At 73.2% G+C, this 24,783-nt stretch carries 23 protein-coding genes and 1 pseudogene; 13 read left to right on the forward strand and 11 right to left on the reverse strand.

Annotation, left to right across the window (positions count from 1 at the left end):
- Window positions 1-17: 17 nt before the first annotated feature.
- Window positions 18-689 carry a TetR/AcrR family transcriptional regulator gene (locus tag RM572_RS14590; protein WP_311673769.1) on the reverse strand — a complete coding sequence of 224 codons (672 nt, stop codon included), beginning with the start codon at window positions 687-689 and terminating at the stop codon, window positions 18-20.
- 77 nt (window positions 690-766) lie between these two features.
- On the opposite strand from RM572_RS14590, the gene RM572_RS14595 reads away from it, so the two are divergent.
- Window positions 767-2,974: an MMPL family transporter gene (locus RM572_RS14595; RefSeq protein WP_311673770.1), complete on the forward strand. Its 2,208-nt coding sequence runs from the start codon at window positions 767-769 to the stop codon at window positions 2,972-2,974.
- Here the strand turns inward: RM572_RS14595 and RM572_RS14600 are convergent.
- The 7 genes and pseudogenes from RM572_RS14600 to RM572_RS14630 all read right to left on the reverse strand — a co-directional run.
- A pseudogene (locus tag RM572_RS14600) lies at window positions 2,970-3,752 on the reverse strand (ABC transporter ATP-binding protein); the annotation flags it as partial. The gene RM572_RS14595 and the pseudogene RM572_RS14600 sit on opposite strands and share 5 nt — an antisense overlap.
- Entirely contained in the window at window positions 3,739-4,683 is a 945-nt protein-coding gene (locus tag RM572_RS14605; protein WP_311673771.1) for an ABC transporter permease, read from the reverse strand. The gene RM572_RS14605 and the pseudogene RM572_RS14600, both read right to left, overlap by 14 nt.
- Window positions 4,684-4,749: 66 nt before the next feature.
- A complete protein-coding gene (locus RM572_RS14610) occupies window positions 4,750-5,622 on the reverse strand; it encodes a glycosyltransferase family 2 protein (RefSeq protein ID WP_311673916.1) in 873 nt (290 codons plus the stop codon).
- 29 nt (window positions 5,623-5,651) lie between these two features.
- Complete coding sequence (locus tag RM572_RS14615; protein WP_311673772.1) at window positions 5,652-6,431, reverse strand: CDP-alcohol phosphatidyltransferase family protein; 780 nt, start codon at window positions 6,429-6,431, stop codon at window positions 5,652-5,654.
- Window positions 6,409-7,470 (reverse strand): iron-containing alcohol dehydrogenase family protein, encoded by a 1,062-nt coding sequence (locus tag RM572_RS14620; protein ID WP_311673773.1) that lies wholly within the window; start codon window positions 7,468-7,470, stop codon window positions 6,409-6,411. Before RM572_RS14620 ends, RM572_RS14615 begins: the two co-directional genes overlap by 23 nt.
- Window positions 7,458-8,195 carry a phosphocholine cytidylyltransferase family protein gene (locus tag RM572_RS14625; RefSeq protein WP_311673774.1) on the reverse strand — a complete coding sequence of 246 codons (738 nt, stop codon included), beginning with the start codon at window positions 8,193-8,195 and terminating at the stop codon, window positions 7,458-7,460. Before RM572_RS14625 ends, RM572_RS14620 begins: the two co-directional genes overlap by 13 nt.
- The gene (locus RM572_RS14630; RefSeq protein ID WP_449657219.1) at window positions 8,192-10,288 is read right to left on the reverse strand and encodes a DUF5941 domain-containing protein; all 2,097 of its coding nucleotides are present in this window, start codon (window positions 10,286-10,288) and stop codon (window positions 8,192-8,194) included. Before RM572_RS14630 ends, RM572_RS14625 begins: the two co-directional genes overlap by 4 nt.
- A gap of 331 nt (window positions 10,289-10,619) precedes the next feature.
- On the opposite strand from RM572_RS14630, the gene galE reads away from it, so the two are divergent.
- The 3 genes from galE to idi all read left to right on the forward strand — a co-directional run bounded on the left by galE (window position 10,620) and on the right by idi (window position 13,311).
- A complete protein-coding gene (gene galE / locus RM572_RS14640) occupies window positions 10,620-11,603 on the forward strand; it encodes a UDP-glucose 4-epimerase GalE (RefSeq protein ID WP_311673776.1) in 984 nt (327 codons plus the stop codon).
- Window positions 11,604-11,764: 161 nt separating this feature from the next.
- Window positions 11,765-12,700, forward strand: a complete 936-nt coding sequence (locus RM572_RS14645; RefSeq protein WP_311673777.1) for a cation diffusion facilitator family transporter — start codon at window positions 11,765-11,767, stop codon at window positions 12,698-12,700.
- Window positions 12,701-12,750: 50 nt separating this feature from the next.
- Complete coding sequence (idi, locus tag RM572_RS14650) at window positions 12,751-13,311, forward strand: isopentenyl-diphosphate Delta-isomerase (RefSeq protein WP_311673778.1); 561 nt, start codon at window positions 12,751-12,753, stop codon at window positions 13,309-13,311.
- Between the two features lie 82 nt (window positions 13,312-13,393).
- Here idi and RM572_RS14655 read toward each other — a convergent pair whose 3' ends face one another.
- Complete coding sequence (locus RM572_RS14655) at window positions 13,394-13,903, reverse strand: ATP-binding protein (RefSeq protein ID WP_311673779.1); 510 nt, start codon at window positions 13,901-13,903, stop codon at window positions 13,394-13,396.
- Between the two features lie 210 nt (window positions 13,904-14,113).
- Here RM572_RS14655 and RM572_RS14660 point away from each other — a divergent pair, with 210 nt between their 5' ends.
- The 5 genes from RM572_RS14660 to RM572_RS14680 all read left to right on the forward strand — a co-directional run bounded on the left by RM572_RS14660 (window position 14,114) and on the right by RM572_RS14680 (window position 19,573).
- Entirely contained in the window at window positions 14,114-14,857 is a 744-nt protein-coding gene (locus tag RM572_RS14660) for an enoyl-CoA hydratase/isomerase family protein (RefSeq protein WP_311673780.1), read from the forward strand.
- 63 nt (window positions 14,858-14,920) lie between these two features.
- Window positions 14,921-15,787 carry an SCO6745 family protein gene (locus tag RM572_RS14665; RefSeq protein WP_027762248.1) on the forward strand — a complete coding sequence of 289 codons (867 nt, stop codon included), beginning with the start codon at window positions 14,921-14,923 and terminating at the stop codon, window positions 15,785-15,787.
- Window positions 15,788-15,856: 69 nt separating this feature from the next.
- On the forward strand, window positions 15,857-15,979 hold the full coding sequence (locus RM572_RS14670) for an LPFR motif small protein (RefSeq protein ID WP_311673781.1): 123 nt from the start codon (window positions 15,857-15,859) through the stop codon (window positions 15,977-15,979).
- A 162-nt stretch (window positions 15,980-16,141) separates the two neighbouring features.
- A complete protein-coding gene (locus tag RM572_RS14675) occupies window positions 16,142-18,502 on the forward strand; it encodes a Tex family protein (protein WP_311673782.1) in 2,361 nt (786 codons plus the stop codon).
- Between the two features lie 258 nt (window positions 18,503-18,760).
- Window positions 18,761-19,573, forward strand: a complete 813-nt coding sequence (locus tag RM572_RS14680) for a hypothetical protein (RefSeq protein ID WP_311673783.1) — start codon at window positions 18,761-18,763, stop codon at window positions 19,571-19,573.
- Here the strand turns inward: RM572_RS14680 and RM572_RS14685 are convergent.
- Window positions 19,551-19,943 carry a gamma-glutamylcyclotransferase family protein gene (locus RM572_RS14685; RefSeq protein ID WP_311673784.1) on the reverse strand — a complete coding sequence of 131 codons (393 nt, stop codon included), beginning with the start codon at window positions 19,941-19,943 and terminating at the stop codon, window positions 19,551-19,553. The genes RM572_RS14680 and RM572_RS14685 overlap by 23 nt on opposite strands.
- Window positions 19,944-20,060: 117 nt before the next feature.
- On the opposite strand from RM572_RS14685, the gene RM572_RS14690 reads away from it, so the two are divergent.
- Entirely contained in the window at window positions 20,061-21,032 is a 972-nt protein-coding gene (locus tag RM572_RS14690) for an acyl-ACP desaturase (protein WP_311673785.1), read from the forward strand.
- Between the two features lie 25 nt (window positions 21,033-21,057).
- Here the strand turns inward: RM572_RS14690 and RM572_RS14695 are convergent, their stop codons facing one another.
- Complete coding sequence (locus RM572_RS14695; protein WP_311673786.1) at window positions 21,058-21,630, reverse strand: DUF2087 domain-containing protein; 573 nt, start codon at window positions 21,628-21,630, stop codon at window positions 21,058-21,060.
- A gap of 176 nt (window positions 21,631-21,806) precedes the next feature.
- On the opposite strand from RM572_RS14695, the gene RM572_RS14700 reads away from it, so the two are divergent.
- From RM572_RS14700 to RM572_RS14710, 3 genes are all read left to right on the forward strand, one after another.
- On the forward strand, window positions 21,807-22,322 hold the full coding sequence (locus RM572_RS14700) for a hypothetical protein (protein WP_027762243.1): 516 nt from the start codon (window positions 21,807-21,809) through the stop codon (window positions 22,320-22,322).
- A 1-nt stretch (window position 22,323) separates the two neighbouring features.
- A complete protein-coding gene (locus RM572_RS14705; RefSeq protein WP_311673787.1) occupies window positions 22,324-23,514 on the forward strand; it encodes an MAB_1171c family putative transporter in 1,191 nt (396 codons plus the stop codon).
- 72 nt (window positions 23,515-23,586) lie between these two features.
- A complete protein-coding gene (locus tag RM572_RS14710) occupies window positions 23,587-24,774 on the forward strand; it encodes an amidohydrolase family protein (protein ID WP_311673788.1) in 1,188 nt (395 codons plus the stop codon).
- Window positions 24,775-24,783: the final 9 nt, after the last annotated feature.

Here is a 24,783-nt window from a genome sequence, read left to right on the forward strand (position 1 = left end):
CCCGCCCAGCAACCCGCTCAGGGAGCCGTGAATCCGGCGAGGAGGGTGCGCAGCGTGCGGTCCACGGCGGCCTCCCGCCGGTCGTCCGGAAGCTGCGCGAACGGGCCGTCGAGCAGCAGCACGGACAGGCCGTGCACCATCGACCAGGCGGCGACCTCCGCCCCCGGGCGCCGACGGGCGGGCATCCGGCCGCAGGCGACGAGCCGGTCGAGGACGTCGATCAGCATCTCGAAGGAGCGGAACTGCCACTCGCCGGACGAGGGGCTGGGGACACCATCCTGGTTGAGCACCATCGCCAGTTCGGGCGTGTCGCAGAACGCGGAGCGGAACAGGCCCGGCTCCCGCAGGGCGAAGGAGATGTAGCCGCGACCCATCGCGAGGACGGCGTCCTCCACCTCGTCGCCGGTCGCGTCCGGGCCGAGTTCACCGGCGACGGCCATGGACTCCGCGAGGTGTCGCTGGCCGCACACCTTCACCGCGAAGAGCAGGTCGCCCTGGCCGTTGAAGTGGCGGTAGGCGGCGGTGGGCGACACGCCGACCCGCCGGGCCGCCGCCCGCAGCACGACGGCGTCGGGACCGCCCTCCCGGGCCAGGTCGGTCGCGGCGTCGATGAGCGCGTTGCGCAGATCGCCGTGATGGTAGGCGGCGCGGTGGCCGGTCTTCCCCGAGGTCTCTCCCATGTCGTCCATCCTGCCCGATGTTGACAGCATAAACATCGCCTGCTTGAGTAGATGTTGACAGCGTAAACATGAAGGGGGATCCCACCGTGTTGGATCGCATCGCCGCGCTCGCCCTGCGCCGGGCCCGCGCACTCCTGCTCCTCGGTCTGGTCGCGGTGGTGGCCATGGGAGCCGTCGGCTTCGGCGCGTTCGGAAAGCTCCAGGGCGGTGGGTTCGAGGACCCGGACGCACCCTCGAGCCGCGCCCAGCGGGTGATCGAGGAGAAGTTCGGCGGCGACACCAACCTGGTGCTGCTGGTCCGGGCCGAGGACGGCCTCGACTCCCCCGCCGCACAGAACGCCGGACGCGAGCTCACCGCGGGCGTCCAGGACGCGCCGCACGTCACCCGCGTCGTCTCCTGGTTCACCACCTCCGACCCCGCGCTCGCTTCCGGGGACGGAGACCGGGCGCTGATCCTCGCCCACGTGGAGGGCGACAGCACCACCCTCGCCGACCGGGCGAAGACCGTGACGGACGAGTGGGCCGGCGACCGCGGCGCGGTCACCGTGCAGACCGGGGGCTTCGCCGCGCTCAACAACGACATCACCTCCCAGGTCTCGGAGGACCTGGCGCTGGCCGAAGCCATCGCCGTGCCGCTCACCCTGATCCTGCTGGTCATCGCCTTCGGCAGCGTGGTCGCGGCGCTGCTGCCGCTGGCCATCGGGCTGATCGCGATCCTCGGCACCTTCGCCGAGCTGTACGTGCTCGGCTCCCTCACCGACGTCTCCGTGTTCTCGGTCAACCTCACCACCGCGCTCGGCCTGGGTCTCGGCATCGACTACGGACTGCTGCTGGTCAGCCGGTTCCGGGAGCGGCTGGCCGAAGGCGACGAGGTGCCTGCGGCACTGCGCACGACGGTCACCACGGCCGGGCGCACGATCGCCTTCTCGGCGGCCACGGTGATCGCGGCGCTGTCCGCACTCATGCTGTTCCCGCAGTTCTTCCTGCGCTCGTTCGCCTACGCTGGCATCGGCGTGGTGGCGATCGCCGCACTCTCCGCGCTGATCGTCGTACCCGCTCTGCTGGCCGTCCTCGGACACCGGGTCAACGCGGGACGGGTGCCCTGGGCGAAGACCGTGCGACGCGCCGACGCCCCGGTGTGGGGACGCCTCGCCGGCCTGGTCATGCGGCGCCCCGCACTGACCGCGCTGCCGGTGCTCGCGGTCCTGCTGCTGGCGGCGAGCCCGCTGCTCGGCGCCACGTTCGGCACTCCGGACGAACGGGTCCTCCCGGAGCAGGCGCAGAGCCGGCAGGTCTCCACCGCGGTCGCGGAAGGCTTCCCCGGCAACGACGCCGGGGCGATCCAGGTCATAACCGAGGGCGCGGTCCCCGCGGGCGCGCTGGCGCCGTACGCCGAGCGGCTGTCGCGGCTCGACGGCGTGGCGCGCGTGCAGGCGAGCACCGGCGTCTACACCGACGGCCGCGCCACTCCCCCGGGCCGGGCGGCCGAGGCCCTCGCCCGGCCGGACGCACAGCGGGTGACCGTCGTCAGCACCCTGGAGCCCAAGTCCGCCGAGGCGCAGGACCTGGTGCGCGAGGTGCGGGCCGTGGACGGTCCGGGAGGCGTCGGCACCCTCGTCGGCGGCACGGACGCGCAGCTCGTCGACTCCAAGCAGGCCATCGCCGACCGGCTGCCCGCCGCGATCGGCATGGTGGTCGGCACCACCCTCGTCCTGCTGTTCCTCTTCACCGGGAGCGTCGTCCAGCCGCTGCGGGCCCTGGTCCTGAACACGGTGAGCCTGACCGCCGCCATCGGCGCCATGGTGTGGATCTTCCAGGACGGTCACCTGTCGGACCTGCTCGGCTTCACCCCGATGCCCATGGACACCTCCATGACGGTGCTGCTGTTCTGCATCGTCTTCGGGCTGTCCATGGACTACGAGGTGTTCGTGACCAGCCGCATCAAGGAGCTGCACGACGCGGGCGCCGACGACACCACGGCGGTGACCAGGGGTCTCGCCCGGACCGGGCGCATCGTGACCATGGCCGCCGGGCTGCTGGCGGTGAGCTTCTTCGCCTTCGTCAGCGGGGAGGTGAGCTTCCTCCAGATGTTCGGGCTCGGCAGCGGGCTGGCCATCCTCATCGACGCCGTCGCGGTGCGCGGCGTCCTGGTACCGGCCGCGATGCGGCTGCTCGGCCGCCACGCCTGGTACGCGCCGCGGTGGCTGCGCCGCGTGCACGGCCGGGTCGGCCTCGACGAGGGCGGCGGCCCCGCGCCCGCGGCGGAGCGGGAGCGGACCCCGGCCGGCGTCTGAGCGCCACACGCGTCGGGCCGTCCATCCGCAGCTCGCCGTGCTCCAGCCAGAGCACCCGGTCGCAGGTGGTCCGGATGGACTTGTTGTTGTGGCTGACCAGGAAGACGGTCCCCGCCTTCTTCCGCATCTCCGCGATGCGGCGCTCGGACCGCTTGCGGAAACGCGGATCGCCGGTGGCCAGCGCCTCGTCGATCATCAGCACCTCGTGCTCCTTCGCCGCGGCGATGGAGAACCGCAGCCGGGCCGACATGCCGGAGGAGTAGGTGCGCATCGGCAGCGTGATGAAGTCGCCCTTCTCGTTGATGCCGGAGAAGTCGACGATGCTCTGGTAGCGCTCCCGGATCTGCTCGCGGGTCATGCCCATCGCGAGCCCGCCGAGTATGACGTTCCGCTCGCCGGTGAGGTCGTTCATCAGTGCGGCGTTCACACCGATGAGCGAAGGCTGGCCGTCGCTGTAGACCGTGCCGCTCTCGGCGGGAATCAGGCCGGCGATGGCCTTGAGCAGGGTGGACTTGCCCGAGCCGTTGGAGCCGATGAGGCCGATGGCCTCGCCGTGGTACGCGGTGAAGCTGACGCCGCGCACGGCGTGCACCCTGCGGACCCCCCGGTCCGGGTCGCGCCGCAGCATCCTGCTCAGAGCCGCAGTGGCGCTCCCCTTGCCCTTCGAGGCTCCATTGACCCGGTAGACGATGTGCAGGTCTTCGGCGATGACGGTCGGCACCCGCGACTGCGCGGGGGCCGGCGATTCCGTCTCCCTGGACTTCTCAGCCACGGCCATAACGCTCCTCCGCCTTCCAGAAGAACACAAATCCGAAGGCGCCGATCAGCAGCGCCCAGCCCAGGGCCGCAAGCCAGCCCCACGGCGCCACGTACGCCATCGTGTAGTCGTCGATCAGAGCACGGCGCATCAGATCCATGTAGAGGGCGGCAGGGTTGTACTGAAGCACCTGAGCAAGCCACTCAGGTCCGTCCGCGCGCTCCGTCACCATGTGATGCAGGGGAAACAGAACCCCGGAGGCGTACATCCAGGTCCTGAGCACGAACGGCATAAGCTGAGCCAGGTCGGGTGTGTTGCTGCCGAGCCTTGCGAAGACCAGGGCGAGTCCGGTGTTGAACACGAGCTGCATCACGAGCACCGGCACGATGAAGAACCACGACCAGTCGGGGAACTCACCGAAGGCGACCAGGATCACTCCCAGCACGATCATCGAGTAGAGCAACTGCTGAAGTTGCTGCAGCGAGAACGAGATGGGCAGGGCTGCGCGTGGGAAGTGCAGGGCTCTGACCAGGCCCAGGTTGTTGGCGATCGACCGTACACCGCTCAGCACCGAGGTCTGCGTGAAGGTGAACACGAAGACGCCCGTGACGAGGAACGGCACGTAGTTGTGCTCGCCGCCCGGCACTCCCTCCCTGCCACCGAGCAGCAACCCGAAGATCAGGAAGTACACACCCGCGTTCAGCAGCGGCGTGGTGACCTGCCAGAGCTGCCCGAGCTTGGCCTGGCTGTACTGCGCGTGCAGCTTCGCCCGGGAGAAGGTGAGGATGAAGTGGCGCCGGGCCCAGAGCTGCCGGACGTACTCCGGCAGGGAGGGCCGCTTGCCGCTGACCGTCAGGCCGTACTTCGCCGCCAGCTCGGCCGGGGACAGGCCGTCGTCCGGTGATGGCGGGGGGTTCACGGCGACCGCACCGTCGTGCGTTGTCTCGCTCACGTTGAAACTTTCGTCCTCACACTGTCCAGTGACTCGGAAGACCCGATGTTCTCAGATCCGAGCTTGTCAGATGACCGGCGGTCGGCCCAGTCGCGTCATGCGCCACACGGTGCGCCATTTCATGGGCCTGCGCGGCCCGCAGGGGGTGGTCCAGCCCTCCTTGAACCCGCCCAGCCACGCCTTGAGCGCCGGGCGCGACGGGCGCCTGGCCAGCGTCAGCAGCAGCCATACGCCCAGGTAGACGGGCACCAGCGGGGCGGGCAGGTTGCGGCGGGCCAGCCACACGCGGTTGCGGGCCACCATGCGGTGGTAGACGGCGTGCCGGCTGGGCAGCGTCGTCGGGTGGTGCAGCACCATGTCCGGCCGGTAGTCGATGGCCCAGCCCGCGTCCTGCGCCCGCCAGGCGAGATCGGTCTCCTCGTGGGCGTAGAAGAAGGCGTCCGGCAGGCCGCCGACCTGCTGGAACACGGCGGTCCGGACGGCGTTGGCGCCGCCCAGGAAGGTGGTGACGCGGGACGGCCGCAGCGGATCGGACGCGCGCAGCCGGGGGACGTGGCGGCGCTGGGTGACGTCGGTGTCCGGGTCGGCGATGCGGAAGCTGACGATGCCCAGCTCCGGGTCGGCGGCGAACGCCTCCCGGCACAGCTGGGCGGTGTCCTTGCGCGGCAGCAGGCCATCGTCGTCCAGGAACAGCAGCACGTCGACGTCCCCGCCTCCGGGGCCGAACGCCTCGATGCCGACGTTGCGGCCGCCGGGGATGCCGAGATTTTCCGGAACCTCGACCGTCCGTACACCCGCCGGCAACGCGGGCAGCGGCGCCCCGTTACCGACCACCGCGATCTCGACCGGGGCGCCTTCCTGCGCGGCGACCGAGTCGAGGAGGGCGCGCAGCTCGTCGGGGCGGTTGCCCATGGTGATGACGACCGCCCCGACGGTCACACCGGCCGCCGGGGCCTTCTCGCGCGCGCTCACTTGAGCCTGCTCGAGACGAGGACGGACACCAGGTGGAGCACCGTCTGGAGGAGGGCGATGCCCGCCAGCACCGCCACCGCGAGCCGGGTGAAGTACAGGTCGCCGCGCACGGCGTCCAGCACGGCCACCAGCAGGATGAGCAGGGACGCCTCGATGCCGAGGATCAGCCGGTGGAACTTCAGCGCCGCCGCAGCCTTGCGGGCCAGCGCCAGGCCGGACGACCGCGGCTCGGACGCCGCCTCCTGCACCGGCGGCATCCCGGCCTGGTGCCGGGCGACGCCGACGAGGTCGGTCTCCGCCTTGATCAGGACGGCGCCGAGCGCGGCGAGGGTGCCGAGGAACGCCCACAGCCACTCGGTCCGGCCCTCGCCCCACAGGTCCGCGGCGCGCAGGCCGAGTCCGACGAGCACGGCGGCGTCGCAGAGGTAGGCGCCGACCCGGTCGAGGTAGACGCCGCCGAGCGAGTACTGCTTCTTCCAGCGGGCGATCTCGCCGTCCACGCAGTCGAGCAGCAGGTACAGCTGGACCATCACCACGCCCAGCACCGCCCCGGCTATGCCGGGGACCAGCAGGGCCGGGGCGGCGAGGACACCGGCGAGCGTCATCAGGTAGGTGAGCTGGTTGGGCGTGACCCGCGTGTTGACCAGGTGCCGGTCGACGCGGAGGGACACCTCGCGCATGTAGAGGCGTCCCGCCCAGTGCTCACCGCTGCGCCGGTCCTTCACCCCCTCGGGGTGCACGACCGGGCGGAGTTCAGCTACCGATGGCCTTGGCATAGTCGGCGTACGCGTCCTTGATCTGGTCGGTGGACAGGTCGAGGTGCTCGAGGATGGTGTAGCGGCCCGGACGGGTCTGCGGTGCGAACTCGACCGCCCGGACGAACTCCTCGACGCTGAAGCCGATCTCCTCCGGCAGCACCGGCAGGCCGTGCCGGCGCAGCACCTCGGCCATGTGCGCGGAGTCCTCCTCGGCGCCGCGCAGGTGCATGGCGAACGCCGCGCCCAGGCCGACCTGTTCGCCGTGGCTGGCCGCGCGCTTGGGGTAGAGGAGGTCGAACGCGTGGTTGATTTCGTGGCAGGCGCCGGACGCGGGACGGCTGTCGCCCGCGACCGACATGGAGATCCCGGTGAGCACCAGGCCCTCGGCGAGCACCTGGAGGAAGTCGTCGTCGCCCACGCCGCCGGGGTGCCGCAGCACGGCCTCGCCGGCCTGGCGGGCCATGGCGGCGGCGAGGCCGTCGATGGACTCGCCGGTCTCCCGGTTGGCCAGCTCCCAGTCGGCGATGCAGGAGATGTTGGACACCGCGTCGCCGATGCCGGAGCGCACGAACCGCACGGGCGCCTCGCGGACCACGTCGAGGTCGATGACGACCGCGATCGGGTTGGGCACGCCGTACGAGCCGCGGCCCGCGTCGTTGTCGAGGGTGGCCACGGGCGAGCACAGGCCGTCGTGGGCGAGGTTGGTGGCGACCGCGACGAGCGGCAGGCCGATGCGGGCCGCCGCGAACTTCGCGCAGTCGATGATCTTCCCGCCGCCCAGGCCGACCACCGCGTCGTAGTGGCCGGACTTCATGGCGTCCGCCAGCTTGATCGCGTCGTCCAGGGTGCCGCCGCCCACCTCGTACCAGGTGGCGCCCGGCAGGGCCGGTGCCAGCCGCTCGCGCAGCTTGGCCCCGGAACCGCCGCTGATGGCGACGGCCAGCTTGCCGATGGCGGAGATCCGCCGGTCGGCGAGGACGTCGGCCAGGTCGTCCAGCGCACCGGGCCGGATGTCGACGACGACTGGCGAGGGGATGAGCCTCGTCAGTACCGGCATGCGATCTCCCGGCCCTTGGCGAGGTCGTCGTGGTTGTCGATCTCGACCCAGGCCACGTCGCCGATGGGGGCCACGTCGACCTTGAAGCCGCGGTTGACCAGCTCCTGGTAGCCGTCCTCGTAGTAGAGGTCGGGGTCGCGCTCGAAGGTGGTCTTCAGGGCGTCGGCCAGCTCGTCGGCCGCAGAGCCCTCGATGAGGGTGACGCCGATGTACTCGCCGGTGGCCTCGGACGGGTCCATCAGCTTGGTGATCTTCTGGACGCCCTTGGCGGGGTCGACGACGACCTTCATCTCCTCGTCGGCGAGCTGCTTCACCGTGTCGAGGGCGAGGATGATCTTCTGGCCGTCGCCGCGCGCGGCGAGCAGGGTCTTCTCGACGGAGACCGGGTGCACGGTGTCGCCGTTGGCGAGGATCACGTCGTGCTTGATGGCGTCACGCCCGCACCACAGGGAGTAGGCGTTGTTCCACTCCTCGGCCTTGTCGTTGTCGATGAGGGTGAGCGTGAGGCCGTACTTCTGCTCCAGGGCCTCCTTGCGCTCGTACACCGCCTCCTTGCGGTAGCCCACGATGATCGCCACCTCGGTGAGGCCGATCTCGGCGAAGTTGCCGAGGGTCAGGTCGAGGATGGTGGTGTCGCCGTCGACCGGCACCAGGGCCTTCGGCAGGGTGTCGGTGTAGGGACGCAGACGCCGTCCGGCGCCGGCGGCCAGCACGAGGCCGATCATGCGGGTTCTCCTGTTTCGTCGTGTACGGCGGGTGCACCGCCCGCGGAGGCGGACACCCAGAAGCGGACGCTCTCGACGAGCACCGCCACGGCGATGACCACGGCGAGCGCGGTCAGCGCGAGTGTGAAGCCTTGGCCCGTTCCCCCGAGGAGCAGCGCGGCGGCGACCGTGACCGCCAGCGTCCTCCCGTCGTGCCCCCCTGTCGCGCGCACCAGCCAGGCCGGCGGCGCCCCGGTGCCGCCGCGGATGCGGTACACCGTGTCGTAGTGATGGTAGGCGACCGCGGACACCAGTCCGAAAGCGGCGGGCAGGGCGCCGTTCACCTCCGACCGGGCGGCGAGCACGAGCACGGTGGCGTACTCGGCGGTCCGCAGCAGCGGCGGGACCAGCCAGTCCAGCGCGCCCTTGAGCGGGGCGGCGACGGCGAGCCCGGCGAGCACGACGTATCCGGCGGCCGCGAGCACCGGCCACCAGCTGCCGAGGGGTGCCCACAACGCGGCGCCGGTCACCGTCGCGGCGCCCAGCGCGGCGAGCACCGGCGCCAGCGGGCCGCGCACGGCACCGGCGCCGGCCAGACGGGCGACGGCCCCGGACAGCGGGCCGGTGTCGGCGAGGTCGGCCAGCGCGCGGGCCGCGCGGTCGGTGCGGTGTGCCCGCCGGGTGACCGAGCGCAGTACGCGCCCGCCGGTGGTGTAGCAGGCTGCCAGCGCACAGCCCGCGAGCAGCACGGTCAGCGTCACGCGCGGCGAGGTGAAGGCGGTGAGGACGGCGATCAGCGCCCAGCGTTCGCCGATGGGCAGCACGATCATGCGGCGCGCCCAGACCGTCCAGCCGACCCGGTCCAGGCGTCCGGAGAGGGCGGCGGTGGGGCTGGTGTTGGCGGCGGCGTCGTGGTTGGCCTCGGTGAAGGAGAAGTCCACGACGTGGCGCACGGTCTGGAGCACCATGGCCCCCAGCGCGAGCGCCCACACGTCGTCGCCGCCGCGCGCCGCGCCCAGCGCCAGACCCGCGTAGTAGGCGTACTCCTTGGCCCGGTCGAAGGTGGCGTCGAGCCAGGCGCCGAGGGTGGAGTACTGCAGGGAGTAGCGGGCGAGCTGGCCGTCGGTGCAGTCCAGCACGAACGAGCCGAGCAGCAGCACCCCGGCCGCGGCGAACCCCGCGCGGGTGCCGGTGGCGGCGCAGGCGGCAGCGATCAGAGCGGTGACGAGGGACGCGGTGGTGACCTGGTTGGGCGTCAGTCCGCGGCGCGCGCACCAGCGTGCCAGGTAGCGGGAGTACGGGCTGATCGCGAACGTGGTGAAGAAGCCGTCGCGCGGCTTCACCGCGCCCCGCAGCCGTACGGCCTCCTCGTCGACGCCGGCCACCGCCTCCTCGGCTGCCCGGCGGGCGTCCGGCCCGTCGGGCACCTCGGCGACGAGGACGCCGAGCGCCGGGCGCTGTACGGGGGCGTCTCCGGCGTCCAGGGCCGCGGCGAGGGCGTCCGGGAGGGTGTCGGTGCCGGGTTCGGCGGGTGTGGACGCGGCGCGGGACGGCGCCGCGCCGGCCCCCTCGTCCGCGAGCCGGTCGTCCACGGGGGCGTCCGTCTCCGAGGCGCCGATGCCGCGCTCGGTCGCGCCCGGAGAGGCGGAGGGTGCGGGTGCGCCGTCGTCGTCCGCGCCGCCGGCGGGGCCCGGGACGCGGCCGCGGCCTTCGCCTGGCTGCGCGGGGATCGTGGGGCCGCCGTCCGCGGCCGGACGGGGGCCGTCGAGGGTGCCGGTGCGTCGCGCACCGGCACCGGCGGATGCGAGACCGTCGGCGTGCGGCGTCCCCACGGTGCCGGCGGCGGTGACGCCACCGTGCCGCGCGCCCCCGGGCGCGGGCGCGGCCTGTCCGTCCAGCGCGCGGAGCAGTGCCGGCCGGGCCTGTGGCTGGGCCGTCAGGGCACCGGGCACCGCGGCGGCGGGGAAGCGGGGGTCGGTCAGGGCGAGCCGGAGGCTCTGCAGGTGGCCGACGAACCGGGCGTCGACCAGCGCGACGCGCTCACCGGCCGGTACCCGCCGGACCTCGGCCGCGGCGGCGGCGGCGTCGGCGGCCGTGCGGACGTCGAAGCCCAGCGTCCGCAGGCCGTCCTCGAGTGACGACCCGTCGACCGGTGGACCGGTGAGGATGGCGGTCGGCAGCGGAACTCACTCCTTGGCGTGCGGCAGGTCGCCGCGCCGGGCGTCGGGCGGCCGGGCAGCGGCAGGGCACGCCCGCACCGGGGACGCGGCGGGGCGGCATCGGCCATGAGGCTATCGGATCAACGACGTGCACCGTTCATCGCGCGTTCGCCGGGACACCGCGCGCCGGACGGAAGGGCCCGGGCGCCGGACGGGGCGCCACGGACTAGGGACGACGCGCGGGCGCCCGGCGGTTCCGGCCCGGTCCGGCGGATAGGGTGCCGCCATGACGTGGTTGATCACAGGTGGCGCGGGCTACATCGGCGCGCACGTCGTCCGTGCGCTGGGCGCCGCCGGGGAGCGGGTCGTCGTGCTCGACGACCTCTCCAGCGGACTGCCCGAGCGGCTTCCCGCGGAGGTTCCGGTCGTCGAGGGCACCGTCCTGGACCGGGACCTGCTGGACCGGACGCTCGCCGGCCACGAGGTGCGGGGCGTGGTCCACCTGGCGGCGCGCAAGCAGGTCGGCGAGTCGGTCGAGCAGCCCCTGCGGTACTACCGGGAGAACCTGCACGGGCTGACCGTACTGCTGGAGGCGGTCGTCGCCGCGGGCGTGGACCGGTTCGTGTACTCCTCCTCGGCCGCGGTGTACGGCATGCCGGACGTGGACCTGGTCACGGAGGACACCCCGTGCGTGCCGATGAACCCGTACGGGGAGACCAAGCTGGCCGGGGAGTGGCTGGTGCGCGCCACGGGCCGCCGGCACGGGCTGGCGACGGCGTGCCTGCGCTACTTCAACGTCGCGGGAGCCGCCGCACCGGAGCTGTCGGACGTGGGCGTGAGCAACGTCATCCCGATGTTCTTCGAGGCCCTCACCCGCGGCGAGGCGCCCCGGGTCTTCGGCGACGACTACCCGACGCCGGACGGCACCTGCATTCGCGACTACGTGCACGTCGCCGACCTGGCGGACGCGCACGTCGTCGCCGCCCGGCACGTGGCGGCGGCGAGCGAGGCGGGCGGCGGCGCGGAGGATCTGACGGTGAACATCGGCACCGGCACGGGTGTCTCGGTCCACGAGATCGCCGGTCTGGTGGCCGACGTCACGGGTCTGCGCGAGCCGGCCCCGCGGGTGGTCGCACGCCGTCCGGGCGACCCCGCCCGGGTGATCGCCTCGGCGGAGCTGATCCGGCGGGAGCTGGGCTGGAAGCCGCGGCACGACGTGCGGGACATGATCGTCTCCGCCTGGGAGGGATGGCGGCTCCGCCACCCCTGACCGCGCTCCCGGGGCTCTGACCCGGCAGACCTGATCACTGAAGAAAACGCCAGGTCAGAGCACATGACAACGGTGTTCAGCGTCGCGTTGCCCCTACCCCCCGCCCGTAGTTCACTGGGGACCGCCTGGAGACATTCCGAGTCGAGCGACGGAGGCGGCACATGGGTGCGGGGCACGATCACGGCGGGCTCGGTGCGGGCTCGGGAGGCACCGTTTCGGCGGCGCACCGCACCCGGCTGCGCATCGCCCTGGGCATCACCCTGACCGTGGCGGCGGTGCAGGTCGCCGGCGGCCTCCTCGCGGATTCGCTCGCCCTGCTGGCGGACGCGGGCCACATGGCCACCGACGCGCTGGGCCTGGGCATGGCGCTGCTGGCGATCCACTTCGCGAACCGTCCGAGCAGCGAGCGGCGCACCTACGGCTTCGCGCGGGCCGAGATCCTCGCCGCGCTGGCCAACTGCGTGCTGCTGCTGGGCGTGGGCGGCTACATCCTGTACGAGGCGGTGCAGCGCTTCCTCACCCCGGCCGGGACCGACGGCGGGCTCACCCTGGTCTTCGGCGTCGTCGGTCTGGTGGCGAACAGCGTGTCGCTGGCACTGCTGCTGCGCGGGCAGCGGGAGAGCCTGAACGTGCGCGGCGCGTTCCTGGAGGTCCTGGCGGACACTCTCGGCTCGCTGGCGGTGATCGTCTCCGCGGTGGCCGTGATGCTGACCGGCTGGGAGGCGGCCGACCCGATCGCCTCGCTGCTGATCGGGCTGATGATCGTCCCGCGGACGGTGCGGCTGGCGCGGGAGGCCCTGGACGTGCTGCTGGAGGCCGCGCCGAAGGACGTGGACCTGGCCGAGTTGCGGGCCCACATCCTGGCGGTGCCCGGCGTGGAGGACCTGCACGACCTGCACGTGTGGACGATCACCTCGGGCATGCCGGTCCTGTCGGCGCACGTCGTCGTCAGCCAGGAGGTGCTGGACGCGATGGGCCACGAACGCGTCCTGCACGAGCTGCAGGGCTGCCTGGGGGCGCACTTCGACGTCGAGCACTGCACGTTCCAGCTCGAGCCGCACGGACATGCGGCGCACGAAGCGCGGCTGTGTCACTGAGGTGCGGCACACTGGGCGAGCAGCCGGATACCACCTGGAGAAGGACGAACATGGCGAACAGCCCAGCGGCACCCATCCTGCTCGAACTGGTCGACGAGGACGGCACGACGACCGGCACCGCGGAGAAACTCTCCGCGCACGTGCCGCCGGGCAGGCTGCACCGGGCGTTCTCCGTCTTCCTCCTCGACGACACCGGCCGACTGCTGCTCCAGCGGCGCGCGCTGGGCAAGTACCACTCCCCCGGCGTCTGGTCCAACACCTGTTGCGGCCACCCCTATCCGGGTGAGCCGCCGTTCGCGGCGGCGGCCCGGCGGGTGGGCGAGGAGCTGGGTGTGGCGCCGTTCTCGATGCGGGAGGCCGGCACGGTCCGCTACCACCACCCGGACCCGGCCTCGGGGCTGGTGGAGAAGGAGTTCAACCACCTGTTCGCCGGGGTGGTGCGGGACCGGCTGCGTCCGGACGCGGAGGAGATCGCGGACACGGCGTTCGTGACGCCGGCGGAGCTGGACAAGCGGCACGCGGAGGACACCTTCTCCGCGTGGTTCATGACCGTGCTGGACGCCGCGCGGCCGGCGATCCGCGAGGTGACGGGCGGTGCGGCAGGCTGGTAGCCGCGGCCGCGCACGCGCCCGCCACCCGGCGGGCGCGCCGCTCCCCGCCCCGGGGCGGGCCTCCGGGGCGGGAGCCCGGTGGTCAGGCCCCGGGCGGGAGCGGGAACGCCGCCCAGACGACCTTGCCGCCCGCCCCGGTCTGTTCCACGTCGCACAGGCCGCCAGCCTCGGCGGTGATCGTCTTCACCAGGAGCAGGCCGCGGCCGCCGGTGTGCTGCTGGTCCGGGTCGGCCTCCAGCGCCTTGGGCCGGTACGGGTGTGCGTCCTCCACGGCGATCCGGACCCAGCCCGAGCCCAGCGACACCTCGACACCGATCTCCGGGGAGAGCAGCGCCGCGTGCCGCACCGAGTTGGTGACCAGCTCGGAGAGGATGAGCAGCAGCCCCTGCAGCATGTCGTCGGTGACCGGCGCGCGCTGCCGGCGCACCAGGTCGCGTACGGCGTGCCGCAGCTGCGGCACGGACGAGTCGAGCGCGGGAGCGGTGAGGCGCCAGGTGCCCTCGTAGCTCGCCGGCCGGACGCACTCCTGCACCGGCGTCGCCACCGGGGCACCGCCACCGGCCGCCGGCGGCTCACTCCCGCGGATGTCCATCTGCCGCACCCCGCTCCCATCCACGCTGTGTTCTTGCATCTGTTCTTGCATCGAGTGTTGATAGCTCACACCCCCGAACCGACCGGCTGACCGCAAGTCGTCACCTATCGACGACATGTGCCACTCGCCTTTCGGTTCGTGGCCTTCCATGACCGGAAATGCACCAGTGCCCGGACGGTGCCTGACAGCCCGGCGGATACGATCGGACTCATGCAGCTGGCCACCGCGTGCGCCGACGGCGTCGCGACCGTCACCATCGACCACCCGGCCAAACGGAACGCGATGACGCCCGCCATGTGGCGCGCGCTGCCGCCGCTCCTGGACCGGCTGGCGGCCGACGCCGCCGTACGCGTGATGGTGCTGACCGGCGCGCACGGCACCTTCTGCGCCGGCGCGGACATCGGTACGCTCCGCGCGTCCGCCGACGAGGGCAGGAACCTCGCCCTCGCCGCGGAGGAGGCGCTGGCCGCGTTCCCCAAGCCGACCCTCGCCGTGGTCCGCGGTCACTGCGTGGGCGGCGGGGTCCAGCTCGCCGCCGCCTGCGACCTGCGGTTCGCCGCCGAGGACGCGCTCTTCGGCGTCACCCCGGCACGGCTGGGCATCGTCTACCCCGCCTCGGCGACGCAGCGGCTGGTCCGGCTGGTGGGACCGTCCACCGCGAAGCACCTGCTGTTCTCCGCCGAGCTGATCGGCGCCGAACGCGCCCTGCGCTGCGGCCTGGTCGACGAGCTGCATCCGGGCGACGGCCTCGACACCCGCACCGCCGCGTACACCCGCCTGCTCGTCTCCCGCTCCCAGCTGACCCAGGCCGCGGCCAAGGAGTTCGCCGACGGGCACGGCGACCGGGAACGGGTCGCCCACTGGTCGCGCGAGGCGGCGGCGAGCGACGAGTCGGCCGAGGGCGTCGCCGCCTTCCTGGAGCGGCGTGAACCGCGCTTCACCTGGAGCACGTGACCTCGGATGTTCGCGGGGGGACGGCCCTTCCCCCCGAGGATTACCAATCGGTAACGTGCGGGCATGACGACGACACCCGACGACCGAGCCGGCCGCCACTGCCACAACGCGCTGAACCCGTTGCACTCCGCCGTCTACTTCGCCCCCGATCTGGCCAAGGAGCTGGCGCCGTACGGCATCGAGGACCCCAGCGCGGTCTACTTCGCCGGACGCGCCGCCGCCATGGGCGCGGTCTCCGCCGGAACGGTGACGGCCGCCTTCTACAACTTCAGCCACCACCTGATCTCCCGTTTCCTGCCCGAGGTGTGGGACTTCGCCTCACCGTCGACCGTGCTGGCCGCCCGGATGCGTGCGGTGGACGCCATGCTGCGGCGGCTGCTGGGCGACGACGCCGTCGCCTCGCCGCAGATGCGCGAGGCCGCGGACCTGGCGCTGCGCGCCGCCGAGGGCTGCACCCGCCCCGGGCGGCCGCTGTACGCCGCGCACGCCGACCTGCCCGTGCCCGACGACGCCCACCTGGCGCTCTGGCACGCCGCCACGCTGCTGCGCGAGCACCGCGGCGACGCGCACATCGCCGTGCTCCAGCACGCCGAACTCGACCCGCTGGAAGCCCTGGTCAGCCATTCCGCGTCCGGACGGGGCATGGTGCCGTCGTTCCTGCTGACCACCCGCGGCTACAACGAGCAGGACTGGCACGGCGCCCAGGACCGGCTGCGGGACCGCGGGCTTCTCGACGAGGCGGGCGACCTCACCGAATCCGGACTGACGCTGCGCAAGCGGCTGGAGACGGAGACCGACCGGCTGGACGGACGCCCGTACGCCGCGCTGGGCGCCGACGGCACCGCCCGCCTCACCGAACTCGCCGGCGGCTTCACGGCCACGGCCCTCGGCAACGGGGCGTTCCCCGGCGAGGTGTTCGGCAAGGGCTGACCGGCCGGCCGGCAGGGTGCGTCACGGCAGCCGTTGTTTGGCCCCGAGCGAGTGGGGGACCCGGGAGCCATGCGTGCGATAGCTGACATCTTCCGCATGATCGGCGGCGCCATCGCCACGATCGTGACCCTCCCGTTCCGCGCGGTGGCGCGGCTCTTCGGCGGCATGTCCCGCGGCGGCCGCCGGGTCTGAGAATCCCCCGCGCCGCGCGGACCGCCGGCACCGGCCCCGTACCGGTCCGGCGGTCCGCGCGCGTCCGGCCGCCGTCCCGGCCGCGGCACCTGCCAGAATGCGTACCTCACCCGGGACAACCCCCGGGCGGGGAACAGCAACGGGACGGCGGAACGGATCAACGTGACGACCACCATCGAAGGCAGGATCGCCGAGGAGCTCGGCGTACGGGAGCGGCAGGTGAAGGCCGCGGTCGAGCTGCTCGACGGCGGTTCGACGGTGCCCTTCATCGCCCGGTACCGCAAGGAAGCCACCGAGATGCTCGACGACGCGCAGTTGCGCGCCCTCGAGGAGCGGCTGCGGTACCTGCGTGAGCTCGAGGAGCGGCGCGCGGCGATCCTGGAGTCCGTGCGGTCGCAGGGCAAGCTCGACGACGCACTGGAGGCCCGCATCCGCGCGGCCGAGTCCAAGGCCCGTCTGGAGGACGTCTACCTTCCGTTCAAGCCCAAGCGCCGGACCAAGGCGCAGATCGCGCGCGAGGCCGGCCTCGAACCGCTCGCCGACGGGCTGCTGAACGACCCGTCGGCCGAACCGCAGGCCGCGGCCGCCGCGTTCGTGGACGCCGAGAAGGGCGTCACCGACGCCGGGGCCGCGCTGGAGGGCGCCCGCGCGATCCTCACCGAACGCTTCGGCGAGGACGCCGACCTGATCGGCGAACTGCGCGAACGCATGTGGGAGAAGGGCCGCGTCGCCTCCTCCGTCCGCGAGGGCAAGGAGGAGCAGGGCGCCAAGTTCAAGGACTACTTCGACTTCTCCGAGGACTTCACCGAGCTGCCCTCCCACCGGGTGCTGGCACTGCTGCGCGGCGAGAAGGAGGAGGTCCTCGACCTCGCGCTCCAGCCCGAGAACCCCGCGGACGCGCCCGCCGACGGCACGCCGGGGACGTACGAGCGCAGCATCGCGAACCGCTTCGGCATCCGCGACCAGGGCCGTCCCGCCGACGGCTGGCTGGCCGACACCGTCCGCTGGGCCTGGCGCACCCGCATCCAGGTGCACCTCGGCATCGACTTGCGGCTGCGGCTGCGCACGGCCGCCGAGGACGAGGCCGTGCGGGTCTTCGCCGCCAACCTGCGCGACCTGCTGCTGGCCGCACCGGCCGGCACCCGCGCCACGATGGGACTGGACCCGGGGCTGCGTACGGGCGTGAAGGTCGCCGTGGTCGACGCCACCGGCAAGGTCGCCGCCACCGACACGATCTACCCGCACGCCCCGCAGAAGAAGTGGGACGAGGCCCTGGAGCGGCTGTCGGCGCTGGCGGAGCGGCACGGCGTCGACCTGGTCGCCATCGGCAACGGCACCGCCTCCCGCGAGACGGACAAGCTGGCCGGCGAACTCCTCACCAGGCGGCCGGAGCTGAAGCTGACCAAGGTGATGGTCTCCGAGGCCGGCGCGTCGGTGTACTCCGCATCCGCCTACGCCTCGCAGGAGCTGCCGGAGCTGGACGTCTCGCTGCGCGGCGCCGTCTCCATCGCCCGGCGCCTCCAGGACCCGCTGGCCGAACTCGTGAAGATCGACCCCAAGTCGATCGGTGTGGGCCAGTACCAGCACGATCTGTCCGAGGTGAAGCTCTCGCGTTCGCTGGACGCGGTCGTCGAGGACTGCGTGAACGGCGTCGGGGTGGACGTGAACACCGCTTCCGCGCCGCTGCTCTCCCGGGTCTCCGGCATCGGCGGCGGCCTCGCCGAGAACATCGTCGCCCACCGGGACGCCAACGGCCCGTTCCGCGACCGCAAGGCACTCAAGGACGTCGCGCGGCTGGGCCCGAAGGCGTTCGAGCAGTGCGCGGGCTTCCTCCGCATCCGCGGCGGCGACGACCCGCTGGACGCCTCGTCGGTGCACCCCGAGGCGTACCCGCTGGTCCGCACGATGGTGAAGACCGCCGGGACCGACGTCCCGTCCCTGATGGGCAACGCGACGGCGCTGCGTGCGCTGAAGCCGTCCGACTTCGTCGACGACACGTTCGGCCTGCCGACGGTGACCGACATCCTCAAGGAGCTGGAGAAGCCCGGCCGCGATCCGCGTCCCGCCTTCCGGACCGCCAGCTTCAAGGAGGGCGTGGAGAAGATCGGCGACCTGGCCGGCGGCATGGTGCTGGAGGGCGTCGTCACCAACGTCGCGGCGTTCGGCGCCTTCGTCGACGTGGGCGTCCACCAGGACGGCCTGGTGCACGTCTCTGCCATGTCCCGCTCCTTCGTCAAGGACCCGCGGGACGTGGTCAAGCCCGGCGACATCGTGAAGGTCAAGGTCCTGGACGTCGACGTGCCGCGGAAGCGGATCTCCTTGACGCTGCGGCTGGAGGACGAGGCCGGCGGGGGCGCCCCGAAGGGCGGCGAAGGCCGCCGGGGCGGGGGCGACCGGCGCAAGGGCTCCGCGCCGCGCCAGCGGCAGGGCGGCGGTGGCCGTCCCCGCCGGGACCGCGACCAGCGCCCCGCACCGGTCAACAACGAGATGGCCGAGGCGCTCCGCCGGGCGGGCCTCCGCTAGCCCGTGCACGCGGGCGCGGGGCGGGCCCGGGGGCGGGGGGCGCGGGCCCACGGCCCCGGCCGCGTCCCTCACCCCGCCGAACAGGGGAAGCAGAAGACGGCTCGCCGCGGCGCACGTCTCGCCTGCGCCGTCACCTCCGACCTCGTCTGGTAGACAATGTCACGCTTCGGTGCGTTTGTGCCCCGGAGCCGGCGGGCGGGCGGCATCGCCGCGTTCGCGGCCCGCGCCCGGACGGCGCCTGACACACGGTCGAGGGACATGATGAGCTGGACACCCACACGCCGGGCGCTGACGTCCGCCGTTCTCGCGGGAGCGATCGCCCTCCTCCCGGCGCTGCTCCCGCCGGCGGACGACGGAACATCGCGCGCGGCCGCCGCGTCCCTCACGACCGGGACGGCGGAACGACCCGGCCCGCCCGCGCCGCGCCCTCCCCGCCTCCCCCGCGACTTCCGGGGCGAGGGCGCATGGATCGTCCGCGACCTCGGCATCACCGTCCCCTTCACCTGGGAGGGACGGGACGGCGACAGCCAGATGACCGCGGGCGGGCCGGACCACCCGATCTGGTTCACCAACCTGATCTACCGCGGCACGCTCTACACCCTGACCTACAAGTATCCGGGGCTCACCGAGCATCCGTGCTCACGGATCCCCGGGTTCACCCTGGACGACCTGAACGAGCTCTTCGAGGGCGCCCGGTTCGTCGGGCGGGAGGTCCTCCAGCAGGGCCCGGACCGGCCGGACCGGTACGTGCACCACTGGCGGGTCGGGATCGTGGTGCCGGAGGCGCCGCCCGGGAACCACCTGCGGCTCCCGCTGGCGCTCGGGGACGTCTACGTCGACCAGAAGGACCGGACCACCTTCTGGCAGGTCCTGCAGTTCGGCGTGCAGAATCTCTACGACCCCGAGCTGGACGAGTGGCTCGTGATGGACACGTTCACGCACGAGCCCGGTACGGTCACCCTTCCCCGCCGCTGCGCACGGCCGTCGCCGACGGACGCGTCACCGAGCGGGGCAGGTGCAGCGGACCGGAGCTGGGGCGGGGGCGAATTCAGCGGCCGTACGCCGCGATGACTCGCTCCGCGTAGCGTTCCGCATCCCAGTCCTCGGCGAGCACGTCGCCGCCGCGCCACACGTACGTGCGGGCCGCGCGCCCGCCGTCCACCGCGACGGCCCGCATCGTGTACTCCGCCCCCTCGAACGCGTCGAGCACCGCGCACTCCTCGGGCGTCAGCCCCCGCAGCAGGCGCCCGCGCGCGAGGCCGCCCGGCGCGGGCACCAGCCCCGGGTAGGGACGCCGCGCCAGCGCCGCGGCCCGCCAGCCCGCCAGCGCGGCCGGCTCGGAGTACGGAACCCTCCTCAGCAGGGCCCGCAGCACCTCCTCGAAGCAGAGCGTTCCGTAGACGAAGAGCGGCATGTCCTCGTGTGCAAGGCGGGATTCCACAAAACCGAGCGTAGTACCTGGTCACCGGGCCGCTCTTGCTTGTTCCGACGGTAATAACTTACGGTCTCGTAACCTACGCAGCCGTAGGTGAATCGCACCCGCACGTCAGGAGCATCCGTGACCGTCACCACCCGACAGCACGCCGGTACGGACGGCTGGACCGACGCCCGGCTCCTCTACGCGCTGGAGGAGGTGGTGGAGAAGGAGCTGAACCGACACCTGGCGGTGGCGAAGGACTGGATGCCGCACGAGTACGTGCCGTGGAGCGACGGCCGCAACTTCGACGGCCCGCTGGAGGGCGAGCCGTGGGCGCCGGAGCAGTCGAAGGTCACCGACATCGGCCGGACCGCGCTCGTGGTCAACCTGCTCACCGAGGACAACCTGCCCTCCTACCACCACGAGATCGCCAGCCTCTTCGGGCGCGACGGCGCCTGGGGCACCTGGGTGCACCGCTGGACCGCGGAGGAGGGCCGGCACGGCATCGTGATGCGGGACTACCTGCTCACCTCGCGCGCGGTGGACCCGGTGCAGCTGGAGAACTTCCGGATGGCGCACATGTCGGAGGGCTTCGAGTCCGACAACCGGCACAGCATGCTCCACTCCGTCGCCTACGTCTCCTTCCAGGAGCTGGCGACCCGCATATCCCACCGCAACACCGGCCACCAGTCCGGCGACCCGGTGTGCGACCGGATGCTCGCCCGCATCGCCACGGACGAGAACCTGCACATGGTCTTCTACCGCAACCTGCTGCAGGCGGCGTTCGAGATCGCCCCCGACCTGACGATGCAGGCGGTGCGCGACGTGGTGGTCGGCTTCCGGATGCCCGGTCACGGCATGCCGGGGTTCGAGCGCGCCGCCGCGCAGATGGCGATCGGCGGCATCTACAACCTGCGCATCCACCACGACGACGTGCTCCAGCCGGTCCTGCGCTTCCTGAAGGTGCTCGACATCGACGGCCTCGGCCCCGAGGGGCTCAAGGCGCAGGAGGAACTCGGGCTGTTCATGAACGGCCTGGACGGCGAGGCGCGGAAGTTCGACGAGCGGCTGGCCGCCCGCGCCGCGCGCAAAGCCGCCCGCGCGAACCGCTGACCCGCGAACGGTCGTGACCGGGCGGTCAGAGCACGGCCGGAGCGTCCTCCCGCAGCCGGTAGACGCCGTCCGCCCTGCTCAGCAGGCAGTGGTCGACGAGGTACCGCCGCACGGTCACGTGGTCGACCTCGGCGCCCTCGCACCACCCGCGCAGGACGGCGTTCACCTCCCGCTCGGGGTAGGCGGCGCCCGTCTCGAACGACCTCCGCGCCAGGTGGTGCAGCACGATGCGCCGCCGCCCGAACTGCCGGGGCAGGCTGCGGATGCGGTCGCCGCCGTCCCGCAGGAAGGTGCGCAGCAGCGTCTCGACGCGTGCGTCGCCGGAGCCGTGGTCCACGGCGGGCCGTGCGGAGTCCTCGCTCCGGGCGGCCCGACGGGCGGTGTCCTTGAGCTGCCCGGCCCGCGCCACCAGCCGTCCGCCGGCGGCCTCCACGAGCCCGCCCTCCTGGAGACGCCGCAGCGCCGCCCCGGCCTCCTTCGGCGGGATCCCGGCCCGGTCCGTCACCTCGGACGGCGTCCCGGCACCCAGCACGACCGCGGAGAACACCCGCAGCCGCCCCGGCTCGGCCAGCAGTCCGACGATCTCCTCCGGCGTCACGCGTTCCTCCCTCGGCCTCTCACTCGCGCCAGGACCGTACGCCACCGGTCCCTCACTCCGCGAAGGGTTTTCCGGGCCGCGGACGCGCAGCTCAGGGCGCCCACCCGTGGTCCGCGCGGGGGTGAAGGTGTAGTTTCGCGGCGGGGGCTCAGACACGATCGGGTGGGGAGCGAGGGGTGAAGGAGCGAGAGCTACGGCGGCGGTGCAGGCGCGAACTGCGCTCACTGGGGGTGCAACCGCCGCTGCGGGTGGAGGAGTTGTGCCGCCTGCTGGGTGAGAAGCGCGGCCGGCCGATCCGGCTTCTGCCCTATGCGCTGCCGGCCCCGGGACCGTTCGGGCTGTGGGTGGCCACGGACACGACGGACCACATCCTGTACCAGAAGGAGACCAGCAAGGCCCACCAGGACCACATCATCCTGCACGAGGTGGGCCACATCCTGGCGGACCACCGCAGCGACGACGACGATCCGGAGTTCTGGCGGTCCGCTCCCGGCGACCTCTCCCTGGGGGCGGTCCGGCGGGCACTGCGCCGCACGTCGTACGACGAGGAGCACGAGCGGGAGGCCGAACTGGTGGCCACCATCATCCTGGAGTGGGCGTCCGTGCTGGACCACGTGACTCCGCGGGCGTCGAAGAACCCCGCGCTGCAGCGGGTGCAGACGGCGCTGGGCGACCGGCAGGGGTGGTTGTGACATGAGCGCGGTACTCGGCGTGCTGCTGGTGGCGGCCGTGGCGTGGAAGGGCTACCAGCTCTCGCGCGCCCCGGCGGACCTGCCGCTGCGGTCGGTGACGCTGTGCCTGGTGTCCGCCGCGCTGGCGTTCCCGTTCGGCACCGGACCGGGCGCCCGGGCGGCGGACGGGCTCCTGGGCGCGGGGGCGGCGGAGCTGCTGCAGAACGTGCTGCTGCTGTGCTGCGTGTACTTTCTGATGTGCTTCTACCTGCACTCGGCCGCCCTCGACCCGGCGCGCGGCCGGCGACGGGCCCGCCTGGAACTGGTGCCGCTGGGCGTGGCCGCCGGGCTCGCGGCGGTGTCCATGGCCGCCACCCCGCCCGGCGCGCGCGGCGGCACCTACGACACCGCGGACATGCAGATCGCCGGCGTGGCCGGCTTCTACCTCTCCGCGGGTCTGTACCTGGGGTACGCCCTGGCGATGGCCCTGTGGTGGACGTACCGCTACATCCGCCTCTCGCAGGGGTCGCTGGCCACCGGGCTGCGGCTGACCGCCGTGGCGATGGCGGCCATGGTGCTGGCCGACGTGGTGCGCCAGGTGTTCGTCGTGGTGCGGTGGGCCGGCGGCCCGGACGAGTCGCCGCTGCTGACCGGCGCCAACCTCACGCTGTCGATCGCCGTGCCCGTGTTCGTGATCGGTGTGAGCTACCCGGGCGCGGCGACCCGCATCGCGGCGCTGCGGCTGTGGTGGCGGCACCGGCGGGCCTACCACCGGCTGCGTCCGCTGTGGGCCGCGCTGCACCGGGCGTTCCCGGAGGACGAGCTGACCCGGGTGCCGACCCGGCCCTGGGGGGACCGGCTGCTGCTGCGCGGCGTGCACCGCCGCTACTACCGGCGGGTCATCGAGTGCCGTGACGGGCTGGTGCGGATCAGCCCGTACCTGGCGCGTCCGGACGCCGGGGCCGACGGCGAACCGGACGGCGCGCGGGCCGCCGCTCCCCCGGCTCGCCCGGAACCGTCCGACGGCTGGGCGGCCGACCTGGCCGCGCGGCTGCGGGCCGCGCTGCACGACCACGCGGCAGGTGCCCCGGCGCCGTCCAGAACCGCGCCCTCGAAGGCCGTGCTGCTGCCGATGCCCGCGGAGGACACCCTCGAGGGGGACGCCCGCCAGCTCGTCACCCTCTCCGACGCCTTCCAGGCCGCCGCCCGCTGAGGCGTCGGCCCCGCGACCCGCTCACCCGGACCGACAGGACCCACCCGACCCGACAAGGGGGACGTACCGCCCATGGAATTCCTGGTGTCGGCAGGACAGTTGCTCACCGGACCGGACGGCGACCGCACGCCGGACGGCGCGGTCCTCGTCCGCGGCGACCGCATCGTCGCCGCCGGACCGCGCGCCGAGGTCGAGGCCCGGGCGTCGGCTAGCGCCGTGCGCCTCGCCCGCCCGGAGGGCACGCTGCTGCCCGGCCTGATCGACACCCACGTGCACCTGTGCTTCGACGCCGGGCCCGACCCGGTGACGTCGCTGCGCGAGACGGACGACACCGCGCTGCTGCTCGCCATGGCCGACCGGGCCCGGCGGATGGTGGCCACCGGTGTGACGACCGTGCGCGACCTGGGCGACCGGGGCGGTCTGGCGCTGCGGCTGCGGGACGCCGTGGCCTCCGGGGCCGTGAGCGGTCCGCGGGTCCTCGCGGCCGGTGCGCCGCTGACCGTGCCCGGCGGCCACTGCTGGTTCCTCGGCGGCGAGGTCTCCGGCGAGGAGGCGATCCGCGAGACGGTGCGGCGCAACGCGAAGGACGGCGCCGACGTCATCAAGGTGATGGCGACCGGCGGCGGGCTGACGAAGGGCGGCCCGGCGATCTGGGAGGCCCAGTTCTCCCCGGAGGAGCTGCGGGCGGTGGTGGAGGAGGCCCGCGCGCACGGCCTGCCCGTGGCCGCCCACGCGCACGGCGCGGACGGCATCGCGGCGGCCGTGGCGGCGGGCGTGGACACCGTCGAGCACTGCACGTGGATGGGGCGCGGCGGCTTCGACGTCCGTGAGGACGTGGTCGCGGACATCGCCGCGCGCGGCATCGCCGTGTGCCCGGCGGCCAGCCCCGGCTGGCGGGCGTTCGCCGAACGGTTCGGGCCGGAGCGGGCGGAGGAGATGTTCGCCCGGGTGCGCTGGATGCACGAGCAGGGCGTGCGGCTGATCTCCGGCACCGACGCGGGCGTGCCGGGTGCGGTCTTCGACGACCTGGTGTCCAGCCTGGGCTTCTTCGTCCACCTGGGCCTGCCGCCGTCCCGCGTGGTGGCCATGGCCACGGCCGACGCCGCGGCCGCGGTCGGGCTGGGCGACGAGACCGGGCGCCTCGCGGACGGCTACCGCGCGGACCTTCTGCTGGTGGACGGCGACCCGCTCGCCGACCTGGAGGCGCTGCGCGAGGTGCGGGCCGTGCTGGCCGGCGGGCGGCTGGTCACCGGCGGCTGACCGCGGCTG

This window comes from Streptomyces hazeniae (assembly GCF_031845485.1).
GTDB lineage: Bacteria > Actinomycetota > Actinomycetes > Streptomycetales > Streptomycetaceae > Streptomyces > Streptomyces hazeniae.

Bases quoted from the DNA above. Each gene is read 5' to 3' on its own strand.
- RM572_RS14590 (WP_311673769.1), bottom strand. From the start codon at position 689: ATGGACGACATGGGAGAGACCTCGGGGAAGACCGGCCACCGCGCCGCC.
- RM572_RS14615 (WP_311673772.1), bottom strand. From the start codon at position 6,431: ATGCCAAGGCCATCGGTAGCTGAACTCCGCCCGGTCGTGCACCCCGAG.
- RM572_RS14620 (WP_311673773.1), bottom strand. From the start codon at position 7,470: ATGCCGGTACTGACGAGGCTCATCCCCTCGCCAGTCGTCGTCGACATC.
- RM572_RS14625 (WP_311673774.1), bottom strand. From the start codon at position 8,195: ATGATCGGCCTCGTGCTGGCCGCCGGCGCCGGACGGCGTCTGCGTCCC.
- galE (WP_311673776.1), top strand. From the start codon at position 10,620: ATGACGTGGTTGATCACAGGTGGCGCGGGCTACATCGGCGCGCACGTC.
- RM572_RS14645 (WP_311673777.1), top strand. From the start codon at position 11,765: ATGGGTGCGGGGCACGATCACGGCGGGCTCGGTGCGGGCTCGGGAGGC.
- idi (WP_311673778.1), top strand. From the start codon at position 12,751: ATGGCGAACAGCCCAGCGGCACCCATCCTGCTCGAACTGGTCGACGAG.
- RM572_RS14655 (WP_311673779.1), bottom strand. From the start codon at position 13,903: ATGGACATCCGCGGGAGTGAGCCGCCGGCGGCCGGTGGCGGTGCCCCG.
- RM572_RS14660 (WP_311673780.1), top strand. From the start codon at position 14,114: ATGCAGCTGGCCACCGCGTGCGCCGACGGCGTCGCGACCGTCACCATC.
- RM572_RS14665 (WP_027762248.1), top strand. From the start codon at position 14,921: ATGACGACGACACCCGACGACCGAGCCGGCCGCCACTGCCACAACGCG.
- RM572_RS14670 (WP_311673781.1), top strand. From the start codon at position 15,857: ATGCGTGCGATAGCTGACATCTTCCGCATGATCGGCGGCGCCATCGCC.
- RM572_RS14680 (WP_311673783.1), top strand. From the start codon at position 18,761: ATGATGAGCTGGACACCCACACGCCGGGCGCTGACGTCCGCCGTTCTC.
- RM572_RS14705 (WP_311673787.1), top strand. From the start codon at position 22,324: ATGAGCGCGGTACTCGGCGTGCTGCTGGTGGCGGCCGTGGCGTGGAAG.
- RM572_RS14710 (WP_311673788.1), top strand. From the start codon at position 23,587: ATGGAATTCCTGGTGTCGGCAGGACAGTTGCTCACCGGACCGGACGGC.